We start from the raw sequence: 14132 nt of genomic DNA, 5'->3' as shown, positions 1-14132 counted from the left end.
TGTTATGAGTGACAATAGTGATAAAACGGCTATTGAACAGGGTATTGTTGATGGTAGCGCCTGGGCAAATTTTTGCGACAGTTTAAAAGAAGCGGGCGATATTATTCTACGCAGTGAAACACCAAACGATGTGTTTAATCGCGCAGAGGGTTATCGATATTTAACGCGCTTGTTGCGAGCTGGCCTGGAAAGCAATATAGAATCCAGTGATCCGCGTTTCCCCCGTTTTTTTCAGCTCGCCAATGAAACTATAAAAATTGGCAACGATAATCCCGATAATATCTATCAAAACGTCAATCTCGACGGCCGTTTGGATTACCGTATCACCGGGACTCGCGGTACGGTGCCGTATATCAGTTTTGGCACCAAGGCTGGTAGTTATGCCACTACCGGCACCATGGAACCCAGCGGTCAATTGGAAGTGGGGGATATGCAGATTAATGAAGATGGTACGTTTGAAATTATTGTTAGCAGTACCAAGCAAGAGGGCAATTGGCTGCCGATGCGTGAAGACACCAGTAATATGGTGGTGCGTCAGACGTTTAATGATCGCAACAAAGAAGTGCCGGCGGAATTGCATATAGAGTGTATCTCTGCGCGGGAAAATAATTATTTACAGCCATTGGCCTTTATAGAACAACTTAATCGCAGCGTTAATTTTGTCAAAGGTACCGCCAATTTATTTGTCGACTGGATGGAAATTTACCGCGAGCATATCAATAAACTCCCTTCTGATAATCAGCTGCGTTGCCAGCAAGCTGGTGGGGATGCCAGCATCCATTATTTTCAAAGTTTTTGGAAACTGGCGCCAGATGAAGCCTTGGTGGTAACGGCCAAAAAGATTCCCAATTGTTCAACCTGGAATTTTCAACTGTCTAACTACTGGATGGAGTCGCTGGATTATCGTTATTACACTATTTCAGTCAATAAGCATTCTGCAAGTTATAATGCTGATGGTTCAGTGACGATTGTTGTCGCCCATAGTAATCCTGGAGAAAAATACCCTAATTGGTTGAATACAACAGGACATGATCAGGGTGGTATGTTGTTTCGCTGGATAGAAGCTGATGACCATCCGCCAGTTGATGCTGAAGTTGTTAAATTTGCCGATTTATAGTGGCCTAGCAACAAGCAATAATAATATTTACACCGATGATTTAAATAGGAGTTACCACTAGTGACTGATGAATATGCAATTCCTGAAGTGAATCTTGAGACAGATAGCTTGTTGCAGGAAGCCATTGCCACCGAACAAGGGTTGACAGATTTTGGTGATGAATCATTTCGCCAGCCTTTTGAAATTTTAATTAAATCGTTACAGGATGAAGCCAACCTCAATCAGCTTGGCCGATTTATGCAGCATCAGCGCACAATGAATAGTTTGCGTAATCGTCTGCGTATGGAACAGTGGATTAAACAATACCCGGAAATTCTGGATGAAGAGTTGTTGCCCATTACGGTGATTGTCGGTTTGACCCGCACTGGTACCACTATGCTGCACCGCATTCTGGCCAGCGACTCCCGTTTCTATGCGCCGCTCTGGTATGAAGTACGCAATCCGGCGCCTTATATGGATTGGGATGCTAATGGTCAGGATCAGCGTATTGCCGAAGCGACCGCTGAAGTTGAACAAATGCTCGCGGCTAATCCGGAGCTGGCATCGATTCACCCGATGGACCCGGTAGGTGCGGATGAAGAGATTTTATTGCTGGAGCACAGCTTTTATAGTTATGTGCCCAATTCTTTTTTTCATGTGCCGACTTATGGTGACTATGTCGCTCAGGCTGATAACACACCAGCGTATGAGTACCTAAAAAAACAGTTACAGTTTTTGCAGTGGCAAAAGAAACGCCGTGGCGAAACAGCTGAACGTTGGTTATTGAAAGCGCCACACCACTTGCATTTTATGTCCACCTTATTAAAAGTGTTTCCGGGAATACAGGTGATAGCTACCCATCGGGACCCGGTTGTCACCATTCCGTCTACCGCCAGTTTTTATTACAACCTGTGGTTAATGGGGAGCGAAAACCCCAATAAATTAACCGTTGCCGATGAGGTGTGTGATGTGTTTGCCCGGGGTGTTGCACATACCATGCAAGCGCGTGAAGGCAATGAATCACAGTTTTTTGATGCCTGGTTTAAAGATACTGTGTCACGCCCCTTTGAAGTCATTCAAGAGATGTACGACTTTATCGGTATGGAGTTTACTGATGAGGCGAGGGCAGCGATGGAACAGCACCGTGAAGATAACCAGCGTGGCGACCGCCCTTCCCATGAATATACGCTGGAAGAGTATGGGTATAGTGAATCGTCTCTACGGCAGCGCTTTGCTGATTACTGCCAGCGCTTCATTGATTGACGATGAAATGCGCGCCTTAAGTTGGTGCAATTAGTAGGGATGACTGGGTGAAGTGTCGAATTTATTGCCAAGCCAGAGTTGTCTTACATATAAGCTAAGCGTCTAAGTCTATGATTTAATGGTATAACTTTATATGTGCACGATAATTGCATCTAATTCAGGTGAAAATAGTAATAAAAACAATAACCTGAAGTTCTGATCCGCTTTGTACTTGTTGTCAGTGTTATAAAAAATAATAAGGTTCTTAAGCTATAGAACCCCCTAAACTCGAGAACGGTAAGATGCGCACAATAAAACTATGGGCTTTACTGCCCGTGATTGTCTTCGGCTGGGTTAATGCGTCAGTTGCTGAAACCTATAACTTTACCTGTATCACCGGAAATAATGTGGGTGATTGCACGATCGGTGAAACCCAGTTAGTGGTTGATGTTACCGATGCCGGTGTAGTTGCCGGTGTTCAGAAAGTTGATTTTACTTTTACTAATGCGGGTGCTGCGCAATCAACCATTTCAGAAATTTATTTTGATGACGGTACTCTTTTGGGTATTTTCGCCATCAATAGTACCGCTGGGGTAGAATTTAGCGAAGGTGCGACCCCGCCTAACCTTCCCGGTGGTCTTGACCCCACAGTGAGCTTCGTGGCTGACTTTGCAGCTGATGCAGATAATCCTGCCCCAAAAAAAGGTGTTAATGCTGGTGGAGTTGATCAAGTAACGATTACTTTTGATTTGATTAACGGTAAAACCTATGCGGATACCATCGATGCGATGGGCACGGATTTAAGGATTGGTTTGCATGTGATTAATTTTGCTAGTGGGGGTTCTGAATCTTTTGTAGCACCAGCAGAGGTTCCCGTTCCTGCCGCCGCATGGTTATTCGGTTCTGCTCTGATTTCCTTGCTTGGCTTTAAGCGTAAGCGTTAAGTTCTGATATTTTTCAATAAAAGGCCTCCATAGTTGAGGCCTTTTTTGTATCTGTAGCATTTGTACGAAAATCAAGACACTCTCGCCACACTATTTGAAATTAATTGAATAAACTTGGTTTGTTTATTGACGCCGGTTTTCTCATAAATATTTCTGGAATGGGTTTTAGCAGTATTGATGGAAATTGACAGCGCTTCGGCGGTTTCCGGAATAGTGTGGCCATTGGCTAAGTAGGCGGCCACCCTGGCTTCGCTGTTAGTAAAGCCAAATAGCTGCTGCAGGGTATCGGTTGAGACTTCCGGCGTGCCCTGTACGTCACTGATAAAAACCACCGCATGAGCATGTACAGGGTGTGCCAGCGCATCTTCTGGTCGTACCGGTCGTACCATTAGCCCAAGTGATTGAACACCGGCCTGCCCCTGAATCATATTGGTAGTGATGGTGGTAGGTATCGGTTTTTGGCTGTGGTGGCCGCTGCTGATATCGGCCAGTGCTTGATAGAGTTGCTCGTTTGCTTTGTTGTCGGTTAACACCAGCGTGCCATCGCTGATTTTTATTTGTGGGTTATGTTCGATGGCATCTCTGGCGACACGGTTAGACGCGACAATTTTTCCTTTGCGATCCAGAATTAACGTTCCCAGCATAAATTGGTTAATTGCGTCGGCGAAGGCATTGCGTTCAATTTGTTTAATGGCGCGTTGATCCAGAAAATCCAGCGCCAGTTTGATATGGGTGACCAGGCTATTAAGCGTATCGATTTCGTCCTGACTAAAGTCGGGTTTGCTGGTGTCACGAGCAATGCGCAATTTTAACAGTAAGTCGGCAGAGCTTTGCGCAGGAATATTTATTGCCATGATATAGCGCATGCCGGTGGGTTTGATCAGCGCTTGGTAAAACGGTAATTCTTCAATGGCGTTGGCATGGTCCAGCTCATCCAGCAGTGTGGCCTGATCGTCACTAATATGTTGGAAGGGGTCTAGTGCTATCCAATGGTTGGCAGTGCCGCTTGAGTCGGCTTGGTTGTTGACCACACGGTTTAGTAAATAGTTGTTGCCGGCCTGCCGTTTGGGGGCAACTACCAGCACGGCTAAGTCGGCATTAAATAATTGATTGATTTGGTTGAGAAAGTCGCTCCAGGGCTCTTTTTCCAGCACGCCATGATAAATACTGTGAATTAGCTGGTTAATGGTGGCGGGTATTTGCACGTTTGATTCCGGCCTTGTGTCTGGATTGTGGTACTTAGTGTAACGCTTGCATGAATTTAAGTCTTTGATATAAAGGTGATTTATTAATTTCATCCTTTGGGGTGATGAAAATTTTAACAAAAGGATTATGATGTGCGCCAATCCTGCAAGTCTATGCGGCTGATTGTTGCTTCTGGGCATCAATCCTAGGTATAGGCTCTGGAATTCACAGCGCCACTGGCCATGGTTACGAAGCAACATTTGGCTAACACGGGCGCTGTGCTCAACACGACTATTTCTAGCTTACTGGAATTATCATGACTGAACAAAAAGCAACCAATGTCTATTGGCATGAGGGTGATGTCACCCGCGAAGACCGTAACAAGTTACTCAATCAAAAAGGCGCCACTTTATGGTTTACCGGTTTGTCCGGCAGCGGTAAAAGCACCGTGGCAGTAGCGTTAGAGCAGGCGCTTACCGCCAAAGGTAAACTGACTTACCGTTTAGATGGCGACAATATTCGTTTAGGTATCAATAAGAACCTGGGCTTTAGCGCCGAAGATCGTACTGAAAATATCCGACGTATTGGCGAGATTTCAAAATTATTTGTCGACGTGGGCGTGATTACTTTGTCCAGCTTTGTTAGCCCCTACCGCGCCGATCGTGATTTGGTACGCGACTTACACGAAGCCGCGGGTATGCAATTTATTGAAGTCCATGTCGATGTGCCGCTGGATGTGGCTGAAGAGCGTGACCCAAAAGGTTTGTACAAAAAAGCCCGGGCGGGTGAGATTCCAAACTTCACCGGTATTTCAGATCCTTATGAAGAGCCATTGAAACCAGAAGTGGTTTTGAATAGCCATGAAATGTCTTTGGAAGAAGAAGTCAATGTATTGATGGCTTTACTAGAAGAGCGCGGTTTATTGTCAGCGTAATACTCCAGCTGTGTAACGCTTTATACAACTCTGAATTAAAAGGCTTTTGCTATTGCAAAAGCTTGATTGTCTAAAAGGAAGCAAAAATGATTAAACCCCATGGTGCCGACGAACTAAAACCATTATTCGTCTATGACACAGAAAAACACCACGCTTTAAATGCAGAAGCCGCCACTTTGCCATCATTGCTAATCAGTTCAGCTGCTGCCGGTAATGCCGTTATGTTGGGTGCTGGATACTTTACACCGTTAAGCGGTTTTATGAATCTGGCTGATTCTTTGTCAGTGGCTGATACGCTTCACACCACTGACGGACTATTCTGGCCGGTGCCTATCGTCAACATGGTTAGTGATGTCAGTGCTATCGGCGATGCCAAGCGTATCGCTCTGCGCGACCCTAACGTTGAAGGCAACCCTGTGCTGGCGATTATGGATATCGATGCGATTGAAACAGTAAGTGCAGATCAAATCGATATGATGGCGCAAAATATTTTCGGTACTCTGGATGGCGATCACCCCGGTGTTGCAGCTTTTAAAGGCGAAGGCAATATCATGTTGTCTGGTGCTATTCAGGTATTGAATTTCAGTTATTTCCAAACTGACTTCCCGGATACCTTCCGCACCGCAGTTGAAATCCGTAATGAAATGGCTGAACGTGGTTGGAATAAAGCTGTTGCTTTCCAGACCCGTAACCCAATGCACCGCGCTCACGAAGAACTGTGCCGCATGGCGCAGGAAGATCTGGGCAGCGACGGTATTTTGATTCACATGTTGCTGGGCAAATTGAAGCCTGGTGATATTCCAGCCGACGTGCGTGATGCCTGTATTCGTAAAATGGTTGAGGTGTATTTCCCCGCTAATACCGTGATGATCACTGGTTACGGCTTTGATATGTTATATGCCGGTCCTCGCGAAGCGGTACTGCATGCAGTCTTCCGTCAAAACTGTGGCTGTACTCACTTTATTGTGGGCCGTGACCACGCTGGTGTTGGCGATTACTACGGTGGTTTTGACGCGCAGACCATCTTTGATGAAAAAGTACCTGCAGGGGCTTTGGAAATTGAAATCTATCGTGCCGATCACACCGCTTATTCCAAGAAGTTGAATAAAGTGATCATGATGAAAGATGCACCTGATCATGAAAAAGACGACTTTATCTTATTGTCAGGTACCAAGGTGCGTGAAATGTTAGGTAACGGTATTGCGCCGCCACCTGAATTTTCGCGCCCTGAATGCGCCAAGATTCTGATGGATTACTATCAAAGTCTGGATGCTTAAGTAGTTAAAATGCTGAACGTTTGGTAACAAACGCGTTTATTAAAAACCGCTACTCTATTAGCGGTTTTTTTATGTCGGAACATAAAGTTATACGGGTAAGAAGGTTGGCGAATATCTCAAACAATGTAATATGCGGTGGTGGTTTGATGGCTGGGATACGAGTACATTGTGAATAATCAGGTTACCTGATAGGTAGAGCCAATTATGGCAGCGAGTACCGAAGAGTGTGGGGCAGGGAGGCGGTTAAATAGCGTGGCTAATTTGATTAATAATTATCAGCGGCAGGGTTTTGTTATCGTGCCTGCGTTATTTGCTGATGCTGAGATGGATGCCATTGAGCCAATTATACTCAGGGCGCATCAGGCATGGATTGAGCACCACCAGCAACATTATCAACAAACAGCCGTTAATAGCGCAGGGCTAAGTCATCGTAATTTTTTATCAGATGATGAGCGCTTGACCTTATTTCAATTTATTGCCGACGATAGGTTGGTGGGAATATTGGCAGATATTGTTGCTGGCCCCCTGTTTTTTGCCAATACCCAGTTATTTTTTAATCCAGCAAACGCGCAGCAAAAAAATTACTGGCACCGGGATATTCAATACGGTGATTTTTCGATGGCGCAACAGCAGCAGATGTTAGCCGAGCAAATCTTATTGCATTTTCGCTTACCTTTACGCGATGAAACCGGAATACAGCTGATCCCTGGGACTCATCGGCGCTGGGATAATGAGCAGGAGTACCGTGTTCGTATGGGCGCGGCAGGTTATAGTGTAAGCGATGATTTGCCAGCAGCAGAAACAATACGTTTGCGGCGCGGCGATTTGCTGGTTTTTTCTGCGGGGATGATTCATCGGGGTTTGTACAGCGACGACCGATTAGCTTTTGATATTTGCTGTGGTGGTCATAGTCCACAGTTTTCAAGTCAGGGAGATTTAGATTGTTTCCCGGATACGGCGATGCTTGAAAAAATTAGTAATCGGTCACTTTATACTAATGCTATTAACGCCATATTGGAAAGTTAGTGGTTATCTAAATATATCAATAACTAAAAAAATATTACATTATTACAGGGAGTCTTCATTGTGTGGATTGTGTTGTTTGTGGTGTTACTGGATATCGTTGGTTTCGGTATCATCATTCCTATATTTCCTTTCCATGCTGCTAATTTAGGGGCTGGGCCGGGAATGATTACGCTCTGTCTGGCGCTTTATAGCGGCGCAGTGTTTATCGCTACTCCGGTATTGGGGCGTTTAAGCGATCGCTATGGTCGCAAGCCTATTATGGCCATTAGTTTATTAGGTGCGGTTATCGGTTATGTTATTTTGGCGTATGCAGAAACCATTTTTATGGTGGCGTTCTCCAGAGTTTTTAGTGGCGTTATGGCGGGCAATTTTTCTGCGGCACAGGCCTATGTCACTGATAGCACTAGTGATCAGGATCGCGCTAAATATATGGGATTATTAGGGGCGGTGATGGGGCTTGGCTTTGTTATTGGTCCGGCAATTGGGAGTTGGTTGGGTGGTGATTCCTTTACTGACGCCAACTTTGTAGCGCCAGCGTTAGTTGCCGCGGGCTTATCGTTGGCAGCTTTTTTTGCGTTAATTTTTTTCGTAAAAGAAAGTTTACCCAAGCATGTGCGGCAGCAGGTAAGCACTCAAAAAAGGCCTGGGTTGCTGCAGTCAATTGCTGCTATTCGCCACCGTTATTTATTAGTCGTGCTGATCAGTTGTGGCAGCTTGTATCAGTTGGCCAGTGGTTTTTATGAATCGATATTTCCATTGTGGGCTGAAGCGTTTGCAATTATTGAGGGGCCTAATGGCATGTTGCCAATGTTATTAGCCAGCGGTATGAGCTATGTGATTACCTCGGCGGTACTGATAGGTCCATTGACCAAGCGATTTAGCGAGCGGCATTTAATGATGGTCGCTGCGCTGACGATGGCGGCGACATGTTACGGTATCACGATCGCGGGAAATTATGGCAGTGCTTTGTGGGTGACACTATTGATGATGTTGTTATCGATGAGTGCCGGGATAATAATGATCTGCGCACAAGCGCTAGTGTCGCGCTGTGCTGCGGAACATGAGCGCGGGATGGTGTTAGGCGTCTATTCTGCTGCGGGCATGTTGGCGCGTACTATTACTACCGCATTGTCCGGGGTAATGTTTGGGCAATTGCATTACCACAGTCCTTATTTTGCAGCCGCAATTACTGCAATGGTGTTGTGTTGGATGGCCTTTATTTTGGTGCGTTTTCAACCGGCCACGGGAGCCCTGCTCGAGGACTTGCCTGCGAATTAGCTTTTTATGATGACTGAGCCCCCCAAGCACGATTGAAGTGCTAACTATTTATTTAGCTGCGGTGACATTGTCATAATGTAATCGTTATTATTCGGCCTCTTTCGTGTCGCGGTGTAGGAAATCTTTTTTAATGTCCGAAACACCAATCAAAACTCCAATTAAAACCGAAGTATCAACGGCCGGTTCTGGCAGTGTTGTCGAGGTTTTCATGGCCTTTCTCAAATTAGGTTTAACCTCGTTTGGTGGCCCCGTTGCCCATTTGGGTTATTTCCATAAGGAGTTAGTCGAGCATCGAGGGTGGGTGAGCGAAAGTCACTTCAGTCAGTTGTTAGCACTTTGTCAGTTTTTGCCGGGGCCTGCTAGCAGTCAGTTGGGTTTTGCACTGGGTTTGTTACGGGCAGGTTGGTTAGGAGCTATTGCTGCATTTGTGGCTTTTACGCTGCCTTCCGCGTTGTTGTTGGTGTTTTTTGCATGGCTGTTGCCGTCAATACCAGAGGGTAATGCCGATGCGGCGATTCATGGCTTGAAGTTGTTGGCGTGTGCGGTAGTGGCTGATGCCGTGTGGGTGATGGCTAAAAAGCTGTGCCCGGATTGGTATCGCCGAGGTTTAGCGTTAGTGGCTACAACAGTCCTGGTGTTAATAGTTAGTGTGTGGGCGCAGCTACTAGTAGTAGTTGCAGGTGCAGTTGCAGGCATGATTTTTTGCCGGCAGACGGTCAGCAGCATGCAGCCAATAATTCAGCTTCCTTATGGTCGTCGTTTTGGTTTGGTGTTATTGGTGTTATTTCTATTGTGTTTAGGATTAGCTTTTGTTCCGGCAGAATTTGGCTTAGTGGCTATCGCCCGGACGTTTTATCAGGCCGGCGCGATGGTATTTGGTGGGGGGCATGTAGTATTGCCGCTGCTGGAAAGCTCTGTGGTAGTTTCAGGTTGGGTAAGTGCTGAAAATTTTCTGGCTGGTTATGGTGCGGCACAAGTTATTCCTGGGCCAATGTTTGCGTTTGCCGGCTATCTCGGTGCAAGTATTCCCACGGCACATGCAAGTGGCTTAGGTGCCGGGTGGCCTTGCTGTTTATGTTTTTACCCGGCTTATTATTAGTCGCTGCGGTATTACCGTTGTGGCAAATGATTGCGATAAAGCCATTAGCGTTGAATGCAGTTGCGGGTGTTAACGCGGCGGTTGTCGGAATGTTAGCGGCGGCACTTTACGATCCGGTTTTTACTGCGGGGATTACTTCCATAACGGACTGTGTAATCGCCGGTGTGGCTTTTGCTGGCTTGAAGTTGTTGCGACTGTCACTACTCTATATTGTGATTTGGTGTGTGTTAGCCAGTGTGTTAGCGTTAGTTGTGTGAGTAGTCCGGGCCAGTTATATTTTCTCCCCTGCAATTTCAGCCGCTTTTAAGTCAATAAGAAACTCGGTCTCTCCCTCTTCGATACGCTCTATCCGCAGCACAAAATACTCATGCTCAACAGCAAGCCAAATAAGTGAGTATTCTTCATTGTTATCCCGTCGCTGTTCCAGTTTTACTGCTTTAAACGTCCCCGCAGGAGTGGTAATGGTTTCTTCAGCTAACACTTTTAGTGTGTAGGTTTTAACTCGCTTGGCTTCTACCAGCGCGTAATCTTTTTGCTTGAATGTTGGGTCGTTGCTGAGGTCCAGGCGTAGCTGGGTTTGAAAGCTCAGTTTATCCTGTGCGCTAGCAGGTATAGCAAAAGGTGGCCTTGAAATAAGGGTGTTGTTAACGTTTTTACCGCTGGGATTAAAAACCAGATTGCTGTTGCGCTTGCTGTTTAGTGGATTGGTATATTGATAAGTATGAGGAGTAACAGTATCGTTCTTGAGGCTGAATAGTGCCTCTTCATCGATAGTAATAAAAAGCGCAGACACTTCGCTATGCATTCGCCATTGCTGTTTGTTCGCTGGCGTTAGTGTTTGTTGTAGCTCTGCGTTAATGCCACTGATTTTTGCGTTATAGCTGGCTTTATAAGGACTTAACTCATATTCAGCGCAAGCTTGATTGGTCAACGCAGAAGTTGCCAGCAGTAGGGCGGTAAGTTGGAGTTTACGGCTTAGTATATTGAAAGCCGCCGGTAGATAGCTCTTCATTGTCGAGTAATGCCCTGTTGTCCCTGAGAGTTAAGCGACCTTCAGCAAACCACTGCGCCGCTAGCGGGTAAATTTGGTGCTCTTGTACCAATACCCGTTTGGCAATGTCATCAGCAGTATCTTGCTCACTGATATCGATACTGGCTTGAATAATAGCTGGGCCGCCATCCAGTTGTTCAGTAACAAAATGAACCGTAGCTCCCGCTTTATCGTCGCCGGCATCCAGTGCGCGCTGATGTGTATGCAGACCTGGATACTTGGGCAACAAAGACGGGTGAATGTTCAATAAGCGACCGTGATAATGTTGCACAAATGACGGCGTAAGGATGCGCATAAAGCCAGCGAGGATAATCAGGTCCGGGGTGAAACGATCGATGCGTTGCACTAGTTCGGCATCAAAGCTATCGCGGCTGTCGTAAAGGGTGTGATCGATCAGTTCGGTGGCGATGCCAGCATTGGCGGCGCGTTCCAGCCCATAAGCGCCGGGGCGATTGCAGACCACAGCGGCAATGTCCGCATTTAAATCCCCTGATATAGCCGCATCAATAAAGGATTGTAAGTTGGAGCCGCTGCCTGAAATAAGAATGACCAGACGGCATTTTACGCTGGTCCCAGAGCTAGAGTTAGCCATGGTTACAGCCCTTGTAACTCAACCTGTGCTTCATCGGCGCTGGCATCGGCAATATGACCAATGACCCAGGCCTCTTCTCCAAGCGTCTTTAACATGGCTAACGTTTGCTCGGTAGTGGCGTTGGGTACCGCGATAATCAGGCCTACGCCGCAGTTGAAGGTGCGGTACATTTCTATTGGGTCGACATTGCCGTTTTGCTGCAGCCATTTAAACACTGCAGGCTGTTGCCAGCTTTGCGTATCGATAACCGCTTTGCAGTTTTCGGGTAAGACCCGCGGAATATTTTCCTGCAAGCCACCGCCAGTGATGTGGCATAGCGCGTTGACGGCTGTGTCTTTCAGTAATTGCAGGATGGGTTTAACATAAATACGGGTCGGTGCCATCAGGGCTTGGGCCAGGGTTTGGCCACCCAGATCCTGATTGAGGTCGGCATTGCTGACTTCAATAATTTTACGAATTAAAGAATAGCCATTGGAGTGTGGCCCCGAGGAGGCGATACCAATCAGGGTGTCACCACTCGCAACTTTGCTGCCATCTATAATCTCTGATTTTTCGACGACGCCGACACAAAAACCAGCGAGGTCGTAGTCTTCACCTTCGTACATACCGGGCATTTCTGCCGTTTCACCGCCAACCAGCGAGCAGCCTGATAATTCACAGCCAGCACCAATGCCGGTAACTACTGCGGCAGCAGTGTCGACATTGAGTTTACCCGTGGCGTAATAGTCGAGAAAGAATAAGGGCTCGGCACCGGCAACAATTAAGTCGTTAACGCACATTGCAACCAGGTCAATACCAATCGTGTCGTGAATACCCAGGTCCATTGCCAGCCGTAATTTGGTACCGACACCATCAGTGCCGGAGACTAATACCGGCTGTTTATAGCCGCTGGGTAATTCACACAGCGCGCCAAAGCCGCCGAGACCAGCCATGACTTCGGGGCGACGGGTACGTTTGGCCACATCTTTGATGCGTTCAACCAGTGCGTTACCGGCTTCAATATCAACGCCAGCGTCCTTGTAGCTGAGGGATGTAGTGGACGGTTTGCTGCTCTGATCGCTCATAAATTAATCGGCTCTACTGTTGGTTGTGGCTGGGTGGATGAAAGGTCTGGTCTATGGCCCAAAAAGGCGCGCCATTTTAGCTTGAATAAAGATGGAATTCGACTATAAATTCTCATCTCGGCCGATTGCTACTGTGCAGCGGCGGTGACATTGTTACAATGGCGCGAATAGTTACAATAACGCATTCATTGCTACAGACTCAGGAACGCTCCGCTTGTTTTCTAGCCGTCATTTTTTCTCCTTTATACCCATGATAGTGGCGACACTATGTCTATGCCTAACAGCTTCTATCCACGCTGAACCCGTTGCCGGCCTTTATGATGTGGCAGTACCGGTTGATTCTCAATCCAGTAAGGCGCTAAGCAAGGCCACGGTGGCCGGGTTAAAAACAGTCTTTATTCGCGTATCAGGGCATACCAATACATTAGAGCAGCCACAAATCGTTGCAGCTATTCGTCGGGCTAGCAGTTTTACTCGTCAATTTCGTTACGAGCAACGCGCCAGTCCATTAGTGGATGGCGGTGAGCAATTGTATGCAGTGATCGAATTTGAACAGCAGCTGGTGGATGCCGAGTTACGGCAAGCGGGTCTGCCACTGTGGTCCAGTAACCGACCGACGGTGTTGCTGTGGCTGGTGATGGATGACAGTCAGGGACGTCGCTCAGTGGGCGTTGATCGCGATGCTCCGACTGTGGCGGCGATTACCGCTAATGCGCGGCGTAGAGGTTTGGCGATTAAATTACCTACGTTGGATCTTGAGGATATGGTCGCTGTATCTACCGATGAATTGTGGCAGTTAACCAATTGGCGAGCGCAGTCAGCAGCGGAGCGCTATGGTACCGATACTGTGTTATTCGGCAGGGTGAGCCGGCTCACCAGTGGTGAGCTGTTAGGCAGTTGGTATTTTCGCTATGACCAGCAGCAGGTATCTTTTGATGGGGATGCCGATAATATCAATGATTTTATCGGTGCAGCCCTGGATCAGGTGGCAGAGTTATTAGGGGATCAGTATGCGGTAGCACCGGTCAGAATTTCTGATAACGGTTTGTTATTGCGCATGACTGGCGTCAGTGACTTTACTGCTTATGCCCGCGCCATTCAGTATCTGGAATCAGTGGCAGCGATTCGGCATGCTAATGTGGTAGCCGTTGAAGGTGATGAAATTATCGTGCGGATTGTGGCTGATGGCTTATTAAGTCAGTTGCAGCAAGCCTTTGTGCTTGATGGTCGCTTACAGCAATCGTTAGGTTCTAATTATCAGGGCGATTATGTTCTTGATTTAGATTATCACTGGCCCGCGAGTACCGTAAAAACTGTAAGCCAATAACTAACCAACAAGGATTT

General features: G+C 46.8%; 14 protein-coding genes. 10 read left to right on the top strand and 4 right to left on the bottom strand.

What is annotated here, in order from left to right:
- Positions 1 to 4: 4 nt before the first annotated feature.
- The 3 genes from UNITIG_RS22665 to UNITIG_RS22655 all read left to right on the top strand — a co-directional run bounded on the left by UNITIG_RS22665 (position 5) and on the right by UNITIG_RS22655 (position 3282).
- On the top strand, positions 5 to 1117 hold the full coding sequence (locus tag UNITIG_RS22665; protein WP_101760593.1) for a DUF1214 domain-containing protein: 1113 nt from the start codon (positions 5 to 7) through the stop codon (positions 1115 to 1117).
- 60 nt (positions 1118 to 1177) lie between these two features.
- Positions 1178 to 2359, top strand: coding sequence for a sulfotransferase (locus tag UNITIG_RS22660; RefSeq protein WP_101760592.1), 1182 nt, complete (start codon positions 1178 to 1180; stop codon positions 2357 to 2359).
- Positions 2360 to 2640: 281 nt separating this feature from the next.
- Positions 2641 to 3282 carry a hypothetical protein gene (locus tag UNITIG_RS22655; RefSeq protein WP_101760591.1) on the top strand — a complete coding sequence of 214 codons (642 nt, stop codon included), beginning with the start codon at positions 2641 to 2643 and terminating at the stop codon, positions 3280 to 3282.
- Between the two features lie 71 nt (positions 3283 to 3353).
- Here the strand turns inward: UNITIG_RS22655 and UNITIG_RS22650 are convergent, their stop codons facing one another.
- Entirely contained in the window at positions 3354 to 4487 is a 1134-nt protein-coding gene (locus tag UNITIG_RS22650; protein WP_159931261.1) for a helix-turn-helix transcriptional regulator, read from the bottom strand.
- Between the two features lie 296 nt (positions 4488 to 4783).
- On the opposite strand from UNITIG_RS22650, the gene cysC reads away from it, so the two are divergent.
- The 6 genes from cysC to UNITIG_RS24800 all read left to right on the top strand — a co-directional run bounded on the left by cysC (position 4784) and on the right by UNITIG_RS24800 (position 10338).
- On the top strand, positions 4784 to 5401 hold the full coding sequence (gene cysC, locus UNITIG_RS22645; RefSeq protein WP_101760589.1) for an adenylyl-sulfate kinase: 618 nt from the start codon (positions 4784 to 4786) through the stop codon (positions 5399 to 5401).
- Between the two features lie 86 nt (positions 5402 to 5487).
- Complete coding sequence (gene sat, locus UNITIG_RS22640) at positions 5488 to 6678, top strand: sulfate adenylyltransferase (protein ID WP_101760588.1); 1191 nt, start codon at positions 5488 to 5490, stop codon at positions 6676 to 6678.
- Between the two features lie 204 nt (positions 6679 to 6882).
- Positions 6883 to 7704, top strand: a complete 822-nt coding sequence (locus UNITIG_RS22635) for a phytanoyl-CoA dioxygenase family protein (RefSeq protein ID WP_101760587.1) — start codon at positions 6883 to 6885, stop codon at positions 7702 to 7704.
- A gap of 60 nt (positions 7705 to 7764) precedes the next feature.
- The gene (locus UNITIG_RS22630; RefSeq protein WP_159931260.1) at positions 7765 to 8982 is read left to right on the top strand and encodes an MFS transporter; all 1218 of its coding nucleotides are present in this window, start codon (positions 7765 to 7767) and stop codon (positions 8980 to 8982) included.
- 130 nt (positions 8983 to 9112) lie between these two features.
- Positions 9113 to 10081 carry a chromate efflux transporter gene (chrA, locus tag UNITIG_RS22625; protein WP_235015585.1) on the top strand — a complete coding sequence of 323 codons (969 nt, stop codon included), beginning with the start codon at positions 9113 to 9115 and terminating at the stop codon, positions 10079 to 10081.
- A complete protein-coding gene (locus UNITIG_RS24800) occupies positions 10057 to 10338 on the top strand; it encodes a chromate transporter (protein ID WP_235015584.1) in 282 nt (93 codons plus the stop codon). Before chrA ends, UNITIG_RS24800 begins: the two co-directional genes overlap by 25 nt.
- 14 nt (positions 10339 to 10352) lie before the next feature.
- Here UNITIG_RS24800 and UNITIG_RS22620 read toward each other — a convergent pair whose 3' ends face one another.
- The 3 genes from UNITIG_RS22620 to purM are packed head-to-tail and all read right to left on the bottom strand — an operon-like array spanning position 10353 to position 12788.
- Positions 10353 to 11093, bottom strand: a complete 741-nt coding sequence (locus tag UNITIG_RS22620) for a DUF3108 domain-containing protein (RefSeq protein WP_101760585.1) — start codon at positions 11091 to 11093, stop codon at positions 10353 to 10355.
- On the bottom strand, positions 11050 to 11724 hold the full coding sequence (purN, locus tag UNITIG_RS22615; RefSeq protein WP_101760584.1) for a phosphoribosylglycinamide formyltransferase: 675 nt from the start codon (positions 11722 to 11724) through the stop codon (positions 11050 to 11052). The genes UNITIG_RS22620 and purN overlap by 44 nt, the downstream gene beginning before the upstream one ends.
- Positions 11725 to 11726: 2 nt before the next feature.
- Positions 11727 to 12788: a phosphoribosylformylglycinamidine cyclo-ligase gene (purM, locus tag UNITIG_RS22610; RefSeq protein ID WP_101760583.1), complete on the bottom strand. Its 1062-nt coding sequence runs from the start codon at positions 12786 to 12788 to the stop codon at positions 11727 to 11729.
- 214 nt (positions 12789 to 13002) lie between these two features.
- Between purM and UNITIG_RS22605 the strand changes: the two genes are divergently transcribed.
- Complete coding sequence (locus tag UNITIG_RS22605) at positions 13003 to 14115, top strand: DUF2066 domain-containing protein (protein ID WP_145999269.1); 1113 nt, start codon at positions 13003 to 13005, stop codon at positions 14113 to 14115.
- Positions 14116 to 14132: the final 17 nt, after the last annotated feature.

This window comes from Oceanicoccus sp. KOV_DT_Chl (assembly GCF_900120175.1).
Lineage (GTDB): Bacteria > Pseudomonadota > Gammaproteobacteria > Pseudomonadales > Dasaniaceae > Oceanicoccus.
This window is presented reverse-complemented; position numbering and strand designations above follow the sequence as displayed.

What these genes read in the sequence shown, in the direction of transcription:
- UNITIG_RS22665 (WP_101760593.1), top strand. Translation starts at nt 5, where the DNA reads ATGAGTGACAATAGTGATAAAACGGCTATTGAACAGGGTATTGTTGAT.
- purM (WP_101760583.1), bottom strand. Translation starts at nt 12,788, where the DNA reads ATGAGCGATCAGAGCAGCAAACCGTCCACTACATCCCTCAGCTACAAG.
- purN (WP_101760584.1), bottom strand. Translation starts at nt 11,724, where the DNA reads ATGGCTAACTCTAGCTCTGGGACCAGCGTAAAATGCCGTCTGGTCATT.
- UNITIG_RS24800 (WP_235015584.1), top strand. Translation starts at nt 10,057, where the DNA reads ATGTTTTTACCCGGCTTATTATTAGTCGCTGCGGTATTACCGTTGTGG.
- cysC (WP_101760589.1), top strand. Translation starts at nt 4,784, where the DNA reads ATGACTGAACAAAAAGCAACCAATGTCTATTGGCATGAGGGTGATGTC.
- chrA (WP_235015585.1), top strand. Translation starts at nt 9,113, where the DNA reads ATGTCCGAAACACCAATCAAAACTCCAATTAAAACCGAAGTATCAACG.
- UNITIG_RS22620 (WP_101760585.1), bottom strand. Translation starts at nt 11,093, where the DNA reads ATGAAGAGCTATCTACCGGCGGCTTTCAATATACTAAGCCGTAAACTC.
- UNITIG_RS22655 (WP_101760591.1), top strand. Translation starts at nt 2,641, where the DNA reads ATGCGCACAATAAAACTATGGGCTTTACTGCCCGTGATTGTCTTCGGC.
- sat (WP_101760588.1), top strand. Translation starts at nt 5,488, where the DNA reads ATGATTAAACCCCATGGTGCCGACGAACTAAAACCATTATTCGTCTAT.
- UNITIG_RS22635 (WP_101760587.1), top strand. Translation starts at nt 6,883, where the DNA reads ATGGCAGCGAGTACCGAAGAGTGTGGGGCAGGGAGGCGGTTAAATAGC.